Raw genomic sequence first — 15,863 nt, 5'->3', positions numbered from 1 at the left:
GCTGCACATGAGCATACAGGGCAGCGGAGAACATCCGACATTCCCTGCGCAATGGCTTTACGGCTTATAACGCGCTCTCCCCGGTGAGACGGCCTCTATTGCCACCGTCGCCCCTCGGAAGCGTCAGCTCCCGAAAGACTTGACGCCGTTACGGGCGCCAGGACCACACGCTTTCGCCGTACGCTTCAGCTGCGACCGTCAATCGCAACGTCGGCGTCCACCGCGACCCGCCCCTCGTCATGACGACGGCCGACGCCCCTCTGAGTGGGACGGGATGGCGAAAGATATGCACCTGATTTACATTCTGGTAAACAGAAATGTTTTTATTTCAGGTCTTGACATTGATTCCGAAAATCAGAACTGATTTGCCCGTCGGGCTGATGGATAGTCGAAAGTCTACCGACAGGAGCCCGATATTCGATACGATTTGAATTAAGCTTCTAAGCAACCCGAAAGGCAGCTTGGCCTATGAATCGGCAAACGCGGTAGAGCCACGAAGAAGGGTCGGCGCTTGCAGCAACGGAACAAGCGGCGGGATTTGCGGGCCACAAAGCCCGCCGTCACCGACAGGCTGGGGCTTTGGTTTTCAACGAGCCGAAATGTTGACGGGCTTTGGGTGGGGTCGTGGGAAAGCGAGCCCCATCCCGGCCTGCGCCGCGTCGAGGAGGCGCTGCGGCTTATCAAGGAACGCGATCCGCTGCACTACTCCCGCGTCACCAGTAACCTGGAGCGAATATGGGTGCGGCTGCTGCCAGGTGACGCCGCACATTACGAGCGGTCACTGAAGGCATGCGTGTTAGATGAACGCCGTGTCCTCGAAGAAACGATCGAATGGATCGCATCCACAATCATCCACGAAGCCACCCATGCAAGGCTGGAACATTGGGGCATCAGTTACGACGAGAATAGGCGTGCCCGGATCGAGGCGATCTGTCTTCGGCGCGAACTGAACTTTGTCATCAAGCTGCCGCAGACCGAACTATTGCAGGAAGAGATTGCGCGAACATTGGAGTGGTGTGCTGGCGATCATGACTACTTTTCCGATGCGAGCTTCGCGCAGCAGAGGGAACAGGGACAAGCTGAAGCACTGCGGTATCTCGGAGCGCCGGACTGGTTGCACGGGTTTATGCTGAAGTTGCGGGCGGTGCGACTGTGGGTTCACCAGCTTCGCTGGACGAGCCGACCGCAGGCGTAAAGGAGTTGGCACGCGGCTTCGCTCGGTAGCCCGCATGAGCGGAGCGATATGCGGGTATTTGGAGCTGCTGACGGACCCCGGATGTCGCTGCGCTCATCCGGGCTACGCTTGCTGCGGGACGCTGAGGAATGGGTCGAATGAAAACAGGGGCTTCCCAGGTTGAACCCATATGCCCAATAGCGAGTCCAACGATGTAGAGTTGGGCGAAAAGCCACTTGGTGCAACACGACGCGAAGGATGATCATGCCGAACTGGTTGGGACCCCTGCTGGCGTTGTGCGCGCTGGTGGGATTTATCGCCTTCGCCGTTCGTCAGGGGACGAAGGTGAAGCCGAATGCAGATGGTAATCCCGAAAACTCGATAGGCGGTCCTGGCGGGGATACATAGCGCCGCGGCACAGACGGTCGTGAGCAACTGGTAGCCCGCATGAGCGCAGCGATATGCGGGTTAAGGCGCAGGCGGAACCCCGGATGTCGCTGCGCTCATCCGGGCTACGCTGATCGCACAAAATCGATCACGCTGTGCGCGGCCTCGCCAGAAAACGCGCGATGGCGCGGCCGAGGTCGGGGCTGTCGAGGGGCTGCTCGAGCGAAGCCTTGGCCGCCGTGACCAGCGGTTCGGGAGCGTTGTTCTGACCGGCTTTTTCGCAACAGACATGCGCAAAGGCCGTGGTGAATTCGGGATGCGGCTGCACGGACAGCGTTACGCCGTTCGCATAGAGAAGGCCCGCGTGCGGCGTGAACGGCGAATGGAATATGGTTGTTGCCCCCGTAGGCGGCGCGATGACCTGGTCCTGATGCGAGGCGGGAATCGCTAGCCTATCGCCGTCGATCACGCCGTTGCCGGGCACGACGTCATAGACGTGACGTCCAATGCCCCAGCCCTTTTCCGATTTGCGCACCGTTCCGCCGAGCGCCTGCGCGATCAATTGATGGCCGAAGCAGATTCCGGCCATTGGAACTCTCGCCTCATATGCCGCGCGTACAAAGCGCTCGAGCGGTGCGATCCAGTCGAGATCGTCGTAGACACCGGCTGGCGATCCCGTGAGCAGAATGGCTTCGAGGCTGGCGGGATCGGGCAGCGCTTCGCCGTCAGCAAGCCGGACCGTCGCAAAGCTCGCCGAGGCATCCGCCTCGCCAAGCAGCCGTTCGAACATCTGCGGAAAGGAGCCGTGCCGCGCGCGATTGGCAGGCGAAATGACGCCGGTTTCAATGATCGTGATTTTCGGCATGAAAGTTTTCCAGGGCACCACAACATAAAAGGACCTCAGCTCCTTGGGGAAAGAGCTGAGGCCCGACGCGGCTTCTTGGGGTTCGCGGCCAGGTTTTTTACAGGGGGGCGATGTCCGGCAGCGTTTGAAAATGATGTCGAGATTTCGGGGGTTCCGCAACAAACATCGTGGAACGATACCGCTTCTTTGGGGGTAGTCCGAATTGGCTTTACCATCGCGCGCTTCAAGACTTGACCAGGCGAAATTCAGGTTAATGCTTAGGGTGGGTTGCCGGCGGGTCCGTGCAAAGCGCGGCCCGGAGACAAACTCCGCGTAACCCACCGCTGTTCGTATTCGCGTCGGCGGTGGGTTACGGCTTACGCCTTCTCTCTGCGAGCTGCGGCGGACAAGTCACCTGACCCACCCTACGCAAGCTGCGCAGCCGCCGTCAGCCGACGACGACTTCGCTGATCTGCATGACCGGGGCGATGTCGGTGTAGTTCTTGATGTCGCCCATGATCTCCTTGGCGTGAGGCCCAAAGCCGGCCTGGAAGGCCTCGACCGAGTCGGCGAAGATGTGACACATCCCGACATAGGTCGCGGGCGCACCGGGCGCGCCACCCGCAAGGCCCTTGTCCACCGTGTAGGACTTGCAGGCATCGCCCATGCGCGCCTTCAGGAGCGGCATGTGTTTGTCGCGGTAATAATCGTGGTCGAAGCGCGCCCCCGGCGTGTTTGGATACATAACGCTTACCTTGATCATGGCGTGCTCCTCGTTTGATACTCGCCGGTTGATTTCCGGCACAGGCCCAAACTGTGCGTCAGTTTTGCCGATCCCGCAACTCCGAAACGCAAACTTACAATTGTGTCAGCCGCAAATTACCCCGGGACGAAGATTTCGAGTATTGTGCGAGCAGCCGGAGGAACAGCGATGCAATTGCGAATTTTTGGGCGCACGGGAATGCAGCTCTCGGTGCTGGGCTTTGGTTGCGGCGCTGTCGGCGGCGTGATGGTGCGCGGCGATCCTGCGGACCAGGAGCGCGCCGTGGCGCGGGCGCTCGAAGTCGGCGTGAATTATTTCGACACCGCGGTGCTGTACGGCGACGGTGAATCGGAAAAGAACCTTGGCCGTGTCTTGCAAAAGCTGAAGCCGGCCAACGCGATCGTCGGCACCAAGGTCCGAATACCGCCCGATGCGTTCGGCCGCATTGCCGATGCCGTCACGACGTCGCTCGAAGGCAGTCTGGCGCGGCTTGGTCTTGAGCACGTCGACATCTTTCACCTGCACAATCCGATTACCGTTTCCGGCGGCGGATCGGCGCTGAGCGCGCGGCAGGTGCTGGACGAGGTGGTGCCGGCGTTCGAGCGGCTGCGTCAGCAGGGCAAGATTCGTTTCCTCGGGATTTCGGCGGTCGGCGACACCGCGGCGCTGCATCAGGTGATCGATGCCGGCGTCTTCGACAGCGCGCAAATCGTCTACAACATGCTCAATCCATCCGCCGCCGAAGAACTGCCGAAAAATTATCCGGCGCAGGATTATGCAGGGGTGTTCGATCACACACGGGCGGCCGGCGTCGGCGTCGTCGGCATCCGCGTGCTGGCGGGCGGCGCCTTGTCGGGCTCGGCCGCGCGGCATCCGATTGCAAGCCCGGCGCCCGAGCCGATTGGTTCGGCGATGAGCTACGATGCTGATATCGAGCGCGCCCGCCGTCTGATGCCGCTGGTGGAGGAAGGTTTTGCTTCCAGCCTGACCGAAGCCGCCACGCGGTTTGCGCTGTCGCACCCGGCGATGGGTACCATCCTGGTCGGCATGGCGACGCCGCAGGAGTTCGAGGGCGCATTTGCCGCGGTCGAAAAAGGTCCATTGCCGCAGGCGGCGCTCGACCGGCTGTCGACATTGCGGCTGGCGTTCTCCGGCGAACCGCGGTGATCGGCGAGCATGGTCGCCAGCGCCACCTATGCCGAATTCCTGAGCGAGCAGCTGGCGCCGCTGGGCCGCGTCACCATGCGGCGCATGTTCGGCAAGACCGGCGTGTTCTGCGACGGCGTGATGCTTGCCGTGGTGACGGAGAATACGCTCTATTTCCGGGTCGATGACCAGAACCGTGAGATATTCAAGGAAGCCGAGGCGTTTCCGCCGCTCAACTATGCGAAGAAGGGCGCCATGATCGACCTCTCCTTCTGGCGCGTGCCGGAGCGGCTGTTCGACGAACCCGATGAGCTGATCGTCTGGGCGCGCGCCGCTTTGGCGGCGGCGCACCGGGTTGCGGCGAAGCGGGGGCGGGCGGCACCAAGTAAACCCAACCGTCGTCGTCCCGGCGAACGCCGGGACCCTTAAGCACAAATGCTTATTGTTAGAGCCGATGTCGCTCCAGCCTCGTGCACGATGACCTTCGGTGGCTATGGGTCCCGGCATTCGCCGGGACGACATGGAATTTGTTGCACGCCCGCTCACCGCCCCGGGCTGGAAATCAGCGGCGGTGCGGTTGAACCGGCGGCAAGCGAACGTTGCACCATGACGGTGTCGGCCCAGCGGCCGTAGCGGTAGGCGACGCCCGGCAGCAGGCCGGCGCGGGCAAAGCCGAACCTTTCATGCAGCGCGAGCGAGGCCGTGTTGTCGGAATCGATATAGCCGATCATCTGCCGGAACCCGGCGGCGGCGCAGACATCGATCAGCTCCTGCAACAACAGCCGTCCGACGCCGCGTCCCTGATGCTCGCGATGCACATAGATCGAATGCTTGACCGCGTAGCGATAGGCCGGCCGCTTGCGAAACAGCACGACGTAAGCGTAGCCCACCACCTCGCCGCCGCAGGTCGCCACCAGATGCGGCAGGCGCTGGCTGCGCAGGTTCTTGCGCCGGTCGCGCAAATCCTCCGGCTCCGGGGTGCCGCTGTCGTCGACGCCTTCTTCAATGCCGCGGCGGATATGATGGCGGTAGATCGCCAGCATCGCCTCGACATCGCCGTCGCGCGAGGGCCGGACCAGCACCGGTTGGTCGCTCGTCATGGCCGGACCTGCGGTTTCGTTTGGCCGGTTCATTCGGCGACCACGTAGGTATAGAGCCGGATGCGGCCGGACGGATCGACTTCCTTGTAGACGCCCTGAATCTCGACGTCGAAGCCGGGGAAGGTGTTGAAGCAGGTTTCGAACATTTTGAGGTAGTCGATCATCGGCTGCGCCCGCTCGGTCAATCGTTCGCCCGGCACGATGGTGGCGATGCCGGGCGGATAGACCACAAAGGGCGTCGTGGCAATGCGGCCGGGGATGGCGTCGATCGGCAGATAGTCGACGTCGTTGCGAACCAGATAGCGCGCGGCGTCGCGCGGCGACATCGCGATGTCAGGCAGATGCTCGGCGAGGAATTGCTTGGCCTGCAGCGCGCTGACGCCGGCGTTGCGGAAGAAGCCGTGCATCTCGCCACAGAGATCGCGTAAGCGCACGCCGGCATAGCGCTTCGGCCGGCGCTGATGGAATTCCGGGATCACCTCTTCCAGCAGCGCGTTGTCGTCGTGCAGTTTCTTGAACGCGACGAGGCCCGAGATCAGCGTGCCGGCCTTGCTGGCCTCGACGCCGGGGGTGAGCAGGAACAGCAGCGAGTTGAGATCGTTCTTTTCCGCCACGATGCGATTTTCGCGCAGATACTGCGCGACAACGGGGGCGGGAATGCCGTGGTCGGCATAGCGGCCGGTGGCATGGTCGAAGCCGGGGGTCAGCACCGTCAGCTTGTTCGGGTCGGTCATGGCGAAGCCCGCGGTCAGATCGGGAAAACCGTGCCAGCGCGCGTCCGGCGAAAGCTGCCAATAAACGGGATCGGTGACCAGCATGTCGGTGGAGATGGTCTCCCAGGCCACATTGTGCACGGCGCCCGCGCGGGAAACGTCTGGTATCGCGACGCGGTCGGGCACGAACGGCTCGAAGAACCAGCGGCGTTCGGGCCGCGCTTCCTTCTCCTCGAATTCGCGGCGGACCGCGCGCATCTTCTTGCGCAGCTCGATGCCGAGCCGGATCGTGTCGTCCCACAGCACCTCGCCGGAGCGGCCCTTCATCATCTGCGCGCCGACATCGAGAGAGGCGAAGATCGGATAGAACGGCGAGGTCGAGGCGTGCTGCATGAAGCTTTCGTTGAAGCGCCGGTGTTCGATGCGGCGCTTCTGGCCGGTGATATGGCGGTCCTTGATGTGGATCTGCGAGGCCTGCGAGAAGCTCGCCAGCTGCTTGTGGGTCGACTGGGTCGCGATGATGCCGGGCGCGTCGGGGCCGAGACCGGACAGTCCCATCGCGAAACGTCCGGCATAGAGCGGATGAAACTTCATGAAGCCGGCCCAGGCCTCGTCGAACAGGATGTAGTCGCAGAGATGGCCGATCGCTTTCAGGATCATCTCGGCACTGTGGATCGTGCCGTCATAGGTGCACTGCTCGACCACGGCGACCCGGAAAGGACGCGGCTTACGCCAGGCCTCGGGGTCCTTGACCAGCGGATGGCTGCGGATGCGTTCGCGCAAACTCGTCTCGTCGATCGCGTCCCAGCGCATCGGGCCGATCAAGCCCCAGGCGTTGCGGACGGTCGGGATATAAACCGGAATGCCGCCGGCCATCATCAGCGCGCCGTGATGGGCCGCCTTGTGGTTGTTGCGGTCGAACAGCACGAGGTCGCCGTCGGTGACCAGCGCGCCCAGCACCACCTTGTTGGAGGTCGAGGTGCCGTTGAGCACGAAATAGGTCTTTTCGGCGCCGAAGATTTGCGCCGCTTCCTTTTGCGCCTTCAGCGCCGGGCCTTCATGGGTCAGGAGATCGCCGAGGTCGAGCACGGAATTGTCGAGGTCGTCGCGGAACACGGCTTCGCCGAGATGTTCGACGAACACCCGGCCGATCGGGCTGCGGCTGTAGAACACGCCGCCATTGTGGCCCGGGCAGGTCCATAGCTGGTTGCCCTCTTCGGCATAGTCGACCAGCGCGCCGAAAAACGGCGTCTTCAGGGTTTCGGCATATTGCTTCAGGCGGCTGATCAGGTTCTTGGCGATGAAGGGCGGCGTTTCCTCGGACAGGAACACATAGCCGTCGATGAAATCCAGCACCTCGACCGGCAGGTCCTCGAACCGCTTGCGGCGGATCAAAAGGATGATCGGAAAATCGAGGCCGCGCCGCCGCATCAGATTGATCAGGGCCATGGTCTTGCCCTCGAGGCCCTTTTTGCCCCAGTCGACCACCATGCAGCCGATCGCGGCGTCGGTTTGAACCGCGATTTCCGCATCCTCGAGCCTGCGCGCCCGGACCACTTCAAAGCCGGACCGCTCGATCTCGGTGATGATCTGGTTGAAACGGAGGCCTTCGAGATCGTCGGTATCAAAGACCGGTGCGGCGAACAGAAAGGTGAAGCGTCGGAAATAGTCCATCGGTGCCCTCGAATGTGTGTCCAGCAAGCTGTTGGCGCATTCGATGACATCTGGATGACGGATGGGTTCCGGCCCGGCCGCCCGAAACCCTGCCGCTCGATCGGCGGCTGCCCATCACCCCCGGTATCGCAGCGCCTCCACCAGCACTGCAAACGCCGGCGTGGGTTGCCGGCGGCTCGGGTAATAGAGGTGATACCCGGAAAACGGCGCGCACCAGTCGTCGAGCACGCGGATGAGACGGCCGTCGGCGAGATGCTTCTTGACTTGGTCCTCGGGCAGATAGGCGAGGCCGTGCCCCGCCAGTACCGCGTTCAGCCGGAGCGGGATGCTGTTGAACACCAGCTGCCCATCGACGCGCACCTTGACTTCGCGACCGCGTTTCTCGAATTCCCAGGCGTAGATTCCACCTGATGTCGGCAGGCGGACAGTGATGCAGTCGTGCGCCGTAAGATCCTGCGGCTTCTTCGGCTTCGGCTTTCGTTCGAAATACGAGGGCGAGCCAACCACGGTCATGCAGAAGTCCGGTCCGATGCGCACGGCGATCATGTCCTTGGCCACTTGCTCACCGAGACGAACGCCGGCGTCGTATCGCTCCGCGACGATGTCGGTCAGGCCGTAATCGATGGTCAGCTCGACCTTGATGTCGGGGTAACGCGGCAGCAGCGTCGTCAAGGCAGGCCAGAGCACGGCCAGGGCCGCATGCTCGCCGGCCGTGATCCGGATGGTACCGGCGGGTTTTTCCCGAAGCTCGGTCAGCGCTGATAGTTCGGAGTCGATTTGCTCGAACTTGGGGCCCACCGTCCGAACCAGCCGCTCTCCGGCCTCGGTCGTTGCCACGCTGCGGGTGGTGCGGGTCAACAACCGCAAGCCGAGCCGCTCTTCCAGTCCTCGAATGGTGTGACTGAGCGCCGATTGCGAAACCCCGAGCTGTGCTGCCGCCCGCGTAAAACTGCGTTCGCGCGCCACGGCCAGGAACGCCATGAGGTCGTTGGTGTTTTTGCCGAGCATTCATGAGCCTGTTTCATAAGTCCATGCCGATTATTAGGCCTAATCCGGCGGCGTTGCACCCGTTAAATGCCTGAAGGCACGCGGTCGTGACCTGCGCGATGTCGGCTGCGCGCAACCCCGGGTCATGATCGGCGTTAGTGGACGAGGCGGGCGCAAAACGAGCGAAGCGGCAAAAAGGGATTGATGGCATGCGAAGCCCCGGTGATTTCAGATTCTCTCGGCGCGACCTGTTGGTCGTCGGCGCCGCTTCTCTCACGGCGCCGGCTCTCGGGGTGACGACGTCGACCTTCGTGGCCAAGGCCGAGATCGCCCTGAAGCCTGCGGTTTCCGGAGCCCCGGTGATGTCGAAAGTGTCCTTCAACGTGAACGGCAAGGCGCGCGAGCTCGCGGTCGATACAAGGACCACGCTGCTCGATGCCTTGCGCGAGAATTTGCATTTCACCGGCACCAAGAAGGGCTGCGATCACGGCCAGTGCGGCGCATGCACGGTGATCGTCGGTGGCCGCAGGATCAATTCATGCCTGACGCTGGCTGTGATGCATGAGGGCGAAAGCGTCACCACCATCGAGGGCCTTGGCACGCCGGAGAACATGCACCCGATGCAGGCGGCCTTCGTCAAGCATGACGGCTATCAATGCGGCTATTGCACGCCCGGGCAGATCTGCTCGGCGGTCGCCGTGCTCGACGAGATCAAGGCCGGCATACCGAGCCATGTCAGCGCCGATCTGAACGCAGTCCCGCAACTCACCAATGCCGAATTGCGCGAGCGCATGAGCGGCAACATCTGCCGCTGCGGCGCCTATTCCAACATCGCCGAAGCCATCAGCGAAGTCGCCGGGAGGCAGGCATGAGATCCTTTACCTATGAGCGCGCCAATTCGCCGGCCGAGGCCGCCGCCGCGGCTGCGCGCCAGCAGGGCGCCAAATTCATCGCTGGTGGTACCAACCTGCTCGACCTGATGAAGCTCGAAATCGAGACGCCGGCGCATCTGATCGACGTCAACCGTCTCGGGCTCGACAAGATCGAGCCGACCGCCGATGGCGGACTGCGGGTTGGCGCGCTGGTGCGCAACACCGATCTTGCCGCGGACGAACGGGTGCGGCGCGATTACGGCGTGCTGTCGCGCGCGCTGCTCGCCGGCGCTTCGGGCCAGTTGCGCAACAAGGCGACGACCGCGGGCAATCTGCTGCAGCGGACCCGCTGCCCCTATTTCTACGACACCAACCAGCCCTGCAACAAACGTCAGCCCGGCAGCGGCTGTTCGGCGATCGGCGGCTTCAGCCGTCAGCACGCCGTGATCGGCGCCAGCGAAGCGTGCATCGCGACCCATCCGAGCGACATGGCGGTGGCCATGCGCGCGCTCGACGCCACGGTGGAAACAATTCAGCCCGATGGAGCCGCGCGAAAAATTCCGATCGCGGAATTCCACCGGCTGCCCGGCAATACGCCTGAGGTTGAGACCTCACTGGCGCCGGGCGAACTGATCACCGCCGTGACGTTGCCGAAACCCGTTGGCGGCAAGCAGATCTATCGCAAGGTGCGTGACCGCGCGTCTTATGCGTTCGCTCTGGTCGCGGTCGCGGCCATCGTGCAGCGCGACGGCTCCGGACGCGTCGCGCTCGGCGGCGTCGCCCACAAGCCCTGGCGCGTCGAAGCCGCCGAGGCCGAACTGCCGCGCGGCGCGAAAGCAGTGACGGCAAAACTGCTCGCCGACGCCAAACCTACCCATGAGAACGCCTTCAAGCTGCTGCTGGCCGAGCGGACGCTCGGCGCGGTGCTGGCAGAGGCGAGGGGATAGACCATGAAATTCGAAACCCCGGCGACCACCAACCCGATCGACCAGTTGAAGATCATCGGCAAGCCCGCGGACCGCATCGATGGTCCGTTCAAGACCACGGGCACTGCGCCCTATGCCTATGAGCGGCACGACAACATCGCGAACCCGGCCTGCGGCTATGTGGTCGGTTCAGCGATTGCCAAGGGCCGGATCGCCTCGATGGATCTGACAGCCGCCAAGACAGCATCCGGCGTGCTTGCCATCGTCACGGCTGACAATGCCGGCAAGCTCGCCAAGGGCAACCTCAACTTCGCCACGCTGCTCGGCGGTCCCGAGATCGAGCATTATCACCAGGCGATCGCGCTCGTGGTGGCGGAGACCTTCGAGCAGGCCCGCGCCGCCGCGCAACTGGTCCGCGTCGATTATGTCAGGACTGATGGCGTCTACGATCTCGCAGCGGTCAAGGATTCCGGCAAGCCCGCGCGCATCACCGGCGGTCCGGCCGATACCGCAGTCGGCGATTTCGCCGGTGCGTTCGCCGCGGCACCGGTTCAGCTCGACGCGACCTACACCACGCCCGATCACGCCCATGCGATGATGGAACCGCACGCCTCGATGGCCGCCTGGGACGGCGACAAGCTGATCGTGTGGACCTCAAACCAGATGATCGACTGGAGCGTTGGCGAACTGGCCAAGACGCTCGGCATGCCCAAGGACAAGGTCCGCCTGATATCGCCCTTCATTGGCGGCGGGTTCGGCGGCAAACTGTTCGTGCGGGCCGATGCGCTGCTCGCGGCATTGGGCGCCCGCGCGGCCGGGCGGCCGGTCAAGGTGGCGCTGACGCGCCCGATGATGTTCAACAACACCGTGCATCGGCCGGCCACGATCCAGCGCATCCGTATCGGCGCGACCAGGGACGGCAAGATCACGGCCATCGGCCATGAGGGCTGGTCCGGCAACCTGCCCGGCGGCAAGCCGGAGGCTGCGGTGCAGGCGACACGGCTGCTCTATGCCGGCGCCAACCGCATGACGGCGACGCGGCTTGCGGTGCTCGACCTGCCGGAAGGCAATGCGATGCGTGCGCCAGGCGAGGCGCCCGGCATGATGGCGCTGGAGATCGCGATGGACGAGATGGCGGAAAAGCTCGGGCTCGATCCGATCGAGTTCCGCATCCTCAATGACACCCAGGTCGATCCCGAAAAGCCGGAGCGGGCGTATTCGCACCGGCCGCTGATCGCGTGCATGGGGCTCGGCGCCAACCGCTTCGACTGGAGCAAGCGCAATCGCCAGCCGGGGCAGGTTCGCGACGGGCGATGGCTGGTCGGCATCGGCATGGCGGCTGCCTTCCGCAACAATCCGGTGATGAAATCGGCGGCGCGCGTGCGGCTCGACAACCGCGGCGTCGTTGTTGTCGAGACCGACATGACCGATATCGGCACCGGCACCTACACCATCATCGCGCAGACCGCAGCCGAGATGATGGGCCTGCCGCTTGACAAGATCATCGTACGCCTTGGCGATTCGGCCTTTCCGGTTTCGGCCGGATCGGGCGGGCAATGGGGCGCCAACAGCTCGACGTCAGGCGTCTACGCCGCGTGCGTCAAGCTGCGCGAGGCCGTGGCGCAGAAGCTCGGGTTCAATTCCACCGAGGCAGATTTCGCCGACGGGCAGGTGCGTTCGGGCAATCGCAGCGTGCCGCTGGCGCAGGCCGCGGGCGAGAGCGGCATCGTGGCCGAGGATGTGATGGAGTTCGGCGATCTCGGCAAGAAGTATCAGCAATCGACCTTCGGCGCGCATTTCGTCGAGGTTGGCGTCGATGCCGCGACCGCCGAAATTCGGGTGCGCCGAATGCTGGCGGTGTGTGCCGCGGGCCGCATCCTCAACCCCAAATCGGCGCGCAGCCAGGTGATCGGCGCGATGACGATGGGCGCCGGTGCCGCGCTGATGGAAGAACTGGCGGTCGACAAGCGCGGCGGTTTCTTCGTCAACCATGACCTCGCCGGCTACGAAGTGCCGGTGCATGCCGACATTCCGCATCAGGACGTGATCTTCCTCGACGAGACCGACCCGATGTCGTCGCCGATGAAGGCCAAGGGCGTCGGCGAACTCGGCATCTGCGGCGTCGGTGCCGCCATCGCCAACGCGATCTACAACGCGACCGGTGTGCGGGTGCGCGATTATCCGATCACGCTCGACAAGCTGCTTGCCCGGCTGCCGGAAGTGGCATGAGCGCCGAGCCCGCGCACCGACCGCGATGATCACGCGCAGACGCATGCTTGCAGCCGGTGGCGGCCTTGCCGTGCTGGCAGCGGGAGCTGCTGGCGCAAACGCGCCGGTAACACCACCACGAAGGATCAGTACCATGGACATCAAACGAAGCGGCTCGCAGCCGTCCGGCAAGGGACCTTCAGATTATTTCACCGGTACCGTCCGCGTCGATCCGCTGTTCAAGGCGACCGAACCGGCACGCGTGGTTGGCGCCAGCGTCACCTTCGAGCCCGGCGCGCGCACCGCGTGGCACACCCATCCGCTCGGACAGACCCTGGTCGTCACGTCAGGCTTTGGCCTGGTGCAGCACTGGGGCGGGCGGATCGAGGAGATCCGCCCCGGCGACGTAGTCTGGTTTCCGCCCGGCGAGAAGCACTGGCACGGCGCGGGACCCACGACGGCGATGACGCATCTGGCGATTCAGGAAGCGCTCGACGGCAAGACCGTCGACTGGATGGAAAAGGTCAGCGACGAACAGTACGCGCGATGATTTGTCGAACAATTGGAGAAGAAGAGAGTGCAGAAGCGTAAACTTGGTAAGAGCGGCCTCGAAGTCTCGGCGATCGGGCTCGGCTGCATGGGACTCAGCTTCGGCTATGGCCCGGCGGTCGAAAAGCAGGCGGGAATCGCGCTGATCCGCGCCGCCGTCGAGCGCGGTGTGACGTTTTTCGACACCGCCGAAGTGTATGGACCGTTCACGTCGGAGGAACTGGTCGGCGAGGCGCTGGCGCCGGTCCGCGACCAGGTCGTGATCGCCACCAAATTCGGTTTCGACATCGATCCGAAGACGGGCGCGCAGAGCGGTCTGAGCAGCCGGCCGGAGCACATCAAGCAAGTGGCGGAGGCTTCGCTGAAGCGGCTCAGGACCAACGTCATCGATCTGTTCTATCAGCACCGCGTCGATCCCAACGTGCCGATCGAGGATGTGGCGGGTGCGGTCAAGGATCTCATTCGCGAAGGCAAGGTCAGGCACTTTGGACTCTCCGAGGCCGCCGCGCCGACGATCCGGCGTGCCCATGCCGTGCAACCGGTCGCCGCACTTCAGAGCGAGTATTCGCTGTGGTGGCGCGAACCTGAAGAGGTGATCGTGCCGACGCTCGAAGAACTCGGCATCGGCTTCGTTCCCTTCAGCCCGCTCGGCAAGGGGTTCCTCACGGGCGCGATCAGCGAGACGACGACGTTCGACAAATCAGACTTCCGCAACGTGGTGCCGCGGTTCTCGCCGGAAGCGCGAAAAGCGAACCAGGCCTTGGTCGACCTGCTCGGCAAAATCGCCGCAGGCAAAAAGGCGACGTCGGCGCAGATCGCGCTCGCCTGGCTGCTGGCGCAGAAGCCGTGGATCGTTCCGATCCCCGGCACCACCAAGCTGCATCGGCTGGATGAGAACACCGGCGCGGCGGCGGTGACGCTCACATCAGGCGATCTCGGCGAGATCGAGCGTGCGATCTCTGCCGTCGCGGTGCAGGGCGCGCGGTACCCGGAACATCTGCAGCAGCTGGTAGGCCGCTGAGAATCGGGCTTCAGCGACGTCCGTATCCACATTGCGAGGAGCGCCGGCGACGCAGCAATCCATCTGTCCTTCGCGAGGCGAGATGGATTGCTTCGCGGAGCCTGTCATCGGGCGCGCATTCGCGCGACCCGTTAGCTCGCAATGACGACGGAGAGCGCAGTCGGGTGTGGCACAGGCAGGCGCGCCTTTGTCACCTGACAAGTTCCCTCGGCCGCAACCTCTCCATGGTACTGCCTTGCTTTGGTCAAACCGGAATGGGGTAAGGGGAACGACGTGTGGGGGAATTCTGGGGGCTGGAAGTCGTCGATCTCACGCAAATCCGCCGGTCGCTCTTGGGGTAAATCTTGGGCAGGGTCTTAGGCAAAAAGCTTGGGACAGGCTCTTGGGGCGCAGGCGACATTGGATGGAGTACGGAGCGCCGATGCAATCGATGCAGAAACCGAAGCCAACCGATGATCCGCACGATATCCTCGTGGTCGCACCCGATGCCGTCAGGGTCGTACCCGATGCCGTCAGGGTCGCATCAGATCCCGTCAGGGTCGCGCCCGCGGAAGAAGAATTTTCCGGCCCGGCGCCGGATCCCGTGCGCGCACCTTCGGGTCCGCAGCCTCACATCGAGCCGGTCTTCCGGGACGGCGCAGCGGTGCCGCCGGTCGACGCCACGTTTCGCGCAATCGCCGTCGATGAAATCACGTTTCGCGCAGCCGCCGTCGAAGATGCCCTGATCAACAGCCGCCGCCGGCCGAGGTCGTCGATGGCGAGGCGCGCCATGCGTGCCGTCACGGCGCTGCTGCTGGCGGGCTGTATCGGCGGGGCCGCCATGGCCTGGCATTACCATGCCGAGGCGGCTCAACAGGTAATCGCGGAGTGGGCGCCGCTGTTCGGGCAGAAATCATCGCAGGCGCCGGAAAAAACCGGGCTCACCGCGCAGCCGGTTCTGGCTGCCGCTGATGTCGACACGTCGAATACTTCACCGGGTCAACCGGCGCCCCAGGCGCCAGCTGCAGCGCAAGCTGCTGCTGCGCCGGCTGCAGCGGAGGTCGCTGCGACAGCGGCGCCAGCCGCTGCAGCCCCGCCGGCCGCCGCCGCGCCTGATCAGTCGCAATCGCTCGAGACGATGGCGCGCGATCTGGCCAGCGCAAGCCGGGAGATCGAACAGCTCAAGGCCAGCATCGAGCAGCTCAAGGCCAGCCAGCAGCAGCTCGTGGCAATGGTTTCGGAGAAATCTGCCGCGCAAAACGTGCAAGCCAAAAAACCGCCGGCGCCGCCGCGGCCAGTCGCCGCGATAGCGCCACCGCGGACGCCGGCTCCGCCGCCCGGGCAGCCGCGGCCGGTCCGGCAGCAAGCCATGCCATCGGCCGCCGCCGCGCCGTTGTCAGCGACTTCGGCACCTTACGTGCCGCGACAGCTTGAGGCGCAATCACCAACCAGCGCTGAAACGCTGAGCGATCCGGAGTTGGCGTCGGTGCCGCGGCCGCCGATGCCGCTGCGTTAAGACC

Annotated in this window: 14 protein-coding genes; 9 read left to right on the top strand and 5 right to left on the bottom strand. The window is 64.0% G+C overall.

Annotated features, from left to right (window positions below; genetic code table 11):
- Positions 1-511 precede the first annotated feature (511 nt).
- The gene (locus tag JQ611_RS39650; RefSeq protein WP_212468629.1) at positions 512-1,195 is read left to right on the top strand and encodes a hypothetical protein; all 684 of its coding nucleotides are present in this window, start codon (positions 512-514) and stop codon (positions 1,193-1,195) included.
- Positions 1,196-1,709: 514 nt separating this feature from the next.
- Here JQ611_RS39650 and JQ611_RS39645 read toward each other — a convergent pair.
- Both JQ611_RS39645 and JQ611_RS39640 read right to left on the bottom strand, forming a co-directional pair.
- The gene (locus JQ611_RS39645; RefSeq protein WP_212263255.1) at positions 1,710-2,426 is read right to left on the bottom strand and encodes a type 1 glutamine amidotransferase; all 717 of its coding nucleotides are present in this window, start codon (positions 2,424-2,426) and stop codon (positions 1,710-1,712) included.
- A 427-nt stretch (positions 2,427-2,853) separates the two neighbouring features.
- Positions 2,854-3,168, bottom strand: a complete 315-nt coding sequence (locus tag JQ611_RS39640; protein WP_212263185.1) for an EthD family reductase — start codon at positions 3,166-3,168, stop codon at positions 2,854-2,856.
- A 168-nt stretch (positions 3,169-3,336) separates the two neighbouring features.
- Between JQ611_RS39640 and JQ611_RS39635 the strand changes: the two genes are divergently transcribed.
- Complete coding sequence (locus tag JQ611_RS39635) at positions 3,337-4,335, top strand: aldo/keto reductase (protein ID WP_212468628.1); 999 nt, start codon at positions 3,337-3,339, stop codon at positions 4,333-4,335.
- 9 nt (positions 4,336-4,344) lie between these two features.
- Entirely contained in the window at positions 4,345-4,743 is a 399-nt protein-coding gene (locus tag JQ611_RS39630; protein WP_212468627.1) for a TfoX/Sxy family protein, read from the top strand.
- Positions 4,744-4,856: 113 nt separating this feature from the next.
- On the opposite strand, the gene JQ611_RS39625 is transcribed toward JQ611_RS39630, so the two are convergent.
- The 3 genes from JQ611_RS39625 to JQ611_RS39615 form a co-directional block, all read right to left on the bottom strand.
- Positions 4,857-5,414, bottom strand: a complete 558-nt coding sequence (locus JQ611_RS39625; protein ID WP_212468626.1) for a GNAT family N-acetyltransferase — start codon at positions 5,412-5,414, stop codon at positions 4,857-4,859.
- A gap of 29 nt (positions 5,415-5,443) precedes the next feature.
- A complete protein-coding gene (locus JQ611_RS39620; RefSeq protein WP_212468625.1) occupies positions 5,444-7,801 on the bottom strand; it encodes an Orn/Lys/Arg decarboxylase N-terminal domain-containing protein in 2,358 nt (785 codons plus the stop codon).
- 114 nt (positions 7,802-7,915) lie between these two features.
- The gene (locus JQ611_RS39615) at positions 7,916-8,809 is read right to left on the bottom strand and encodes a LysR family transcriptional regulator (RefSeq protein WP_212263180.1); all 894 of its coding nucleotides are present in this window, start codon (positions 8,807-8,809) and stop codon (positions 7,916-7,918) included.
- 188 nt (positions 8,810-8,997) lie between these two features.
- On the opposite strand from JQ611_RS39615, the gene paoA reads away from it, so the two are divergent.
- The 6 genes from paoA (at position 8,998) to JQ611_RS39585 (ending at position 15,859) form a co-directional block, all read left to right on the top strand.
- A complete protein-coding gene (gene paoA / locus JQ611_RS39610) occupies positions 8,998-9,660 on the top strand; it encodes an aldehyde dehydrogenase iron-sulfur subunit PaoA (protein WP_212468624.1) in 663 nt (220 codons plus the stop codon).
- The gene (locus JQ611_RS39605) at positions 9,657-10,607 is read left to right on the top strand and encodes a xanthine dehydrogenase family protein subunit M (protein WP_212468623.1); all 951 of its coding nucleotides are present in this window, start codon (positions 9,657-9,659) and stop codon (positions 10,605-10,607) included. The genes paoA and JQ611_RS39605 overlap by 4 nt, the downstream gene beginning before the upstream one ends.
- A 3-nt stretch (positions 10,608-10,610) precedes the next feature.
- A complete protein-coding gene (gene paoC, locus JQ611_RS39600; protein WP_212468622.1) occupies positions 10,611-12,815 on the top strand; it encodes an aldehyde oxidoreductase molybdenum-binding subunit PaoC in 2,205 nt (734 codons plus the stop codon).
- A gap of 133 nt (positions 12,816-12,948) precedes the next feature.
- Positions 12,949-13,344, top strand: coding sequence for a cupin domain-containing protein (locus JQ611_RS39595; RefSeq protein ID WP_192735096.1), 396 nt, complete (start codon positions 12,949-12,951; stop codon positions 13,342-13,344).
- A 27-nt stretch (positions 13,345-13,371) separates the two neighbouring features.
- The gene (locus JQ611_RS39590) at positions 13,372-14,364 is read left to right on the top strand and encodes an aldo/keto reductase (RefSeq protein ID WP_212468621.1); all 993 of its coding nucleotides are present in this window, start codon (positions 13,372-13,374) and stop codon (positions 14,362-14,364) included.
- A 421-nt stretch (positions 14,365-14,785) separates the two neighbouring features.
- Positions 14,786-15,859 (top strand): hypothetical protein, encoded by a 1,074-nt coding sequence (locus JQ611_RS39585; protein ID WP_212468620.1) that lies wholly within the window; start codon positions 14,786-14,788, stop codon positions 15,857-15,859.
- Positions 15,860-15,863 lie beyond the last annotated feature (4 nt).

This window comes from Bradyrhizobium sp. AUGA SZCCT0182 (assembly GCF_018130185.1).
In the GTDB taxonomy this organism is placed as follows: Bacteria; Pseudomonadota; Alphaproteobacteria; order Rhizobiales; family Xanthobacteraceae; genus Bradyrhizobium.
The sequence above is the reverse complement of the archived record's forward strand: the minus strand, read 5'-3'. Positions and strand labels throughout refer to the sequence as shown.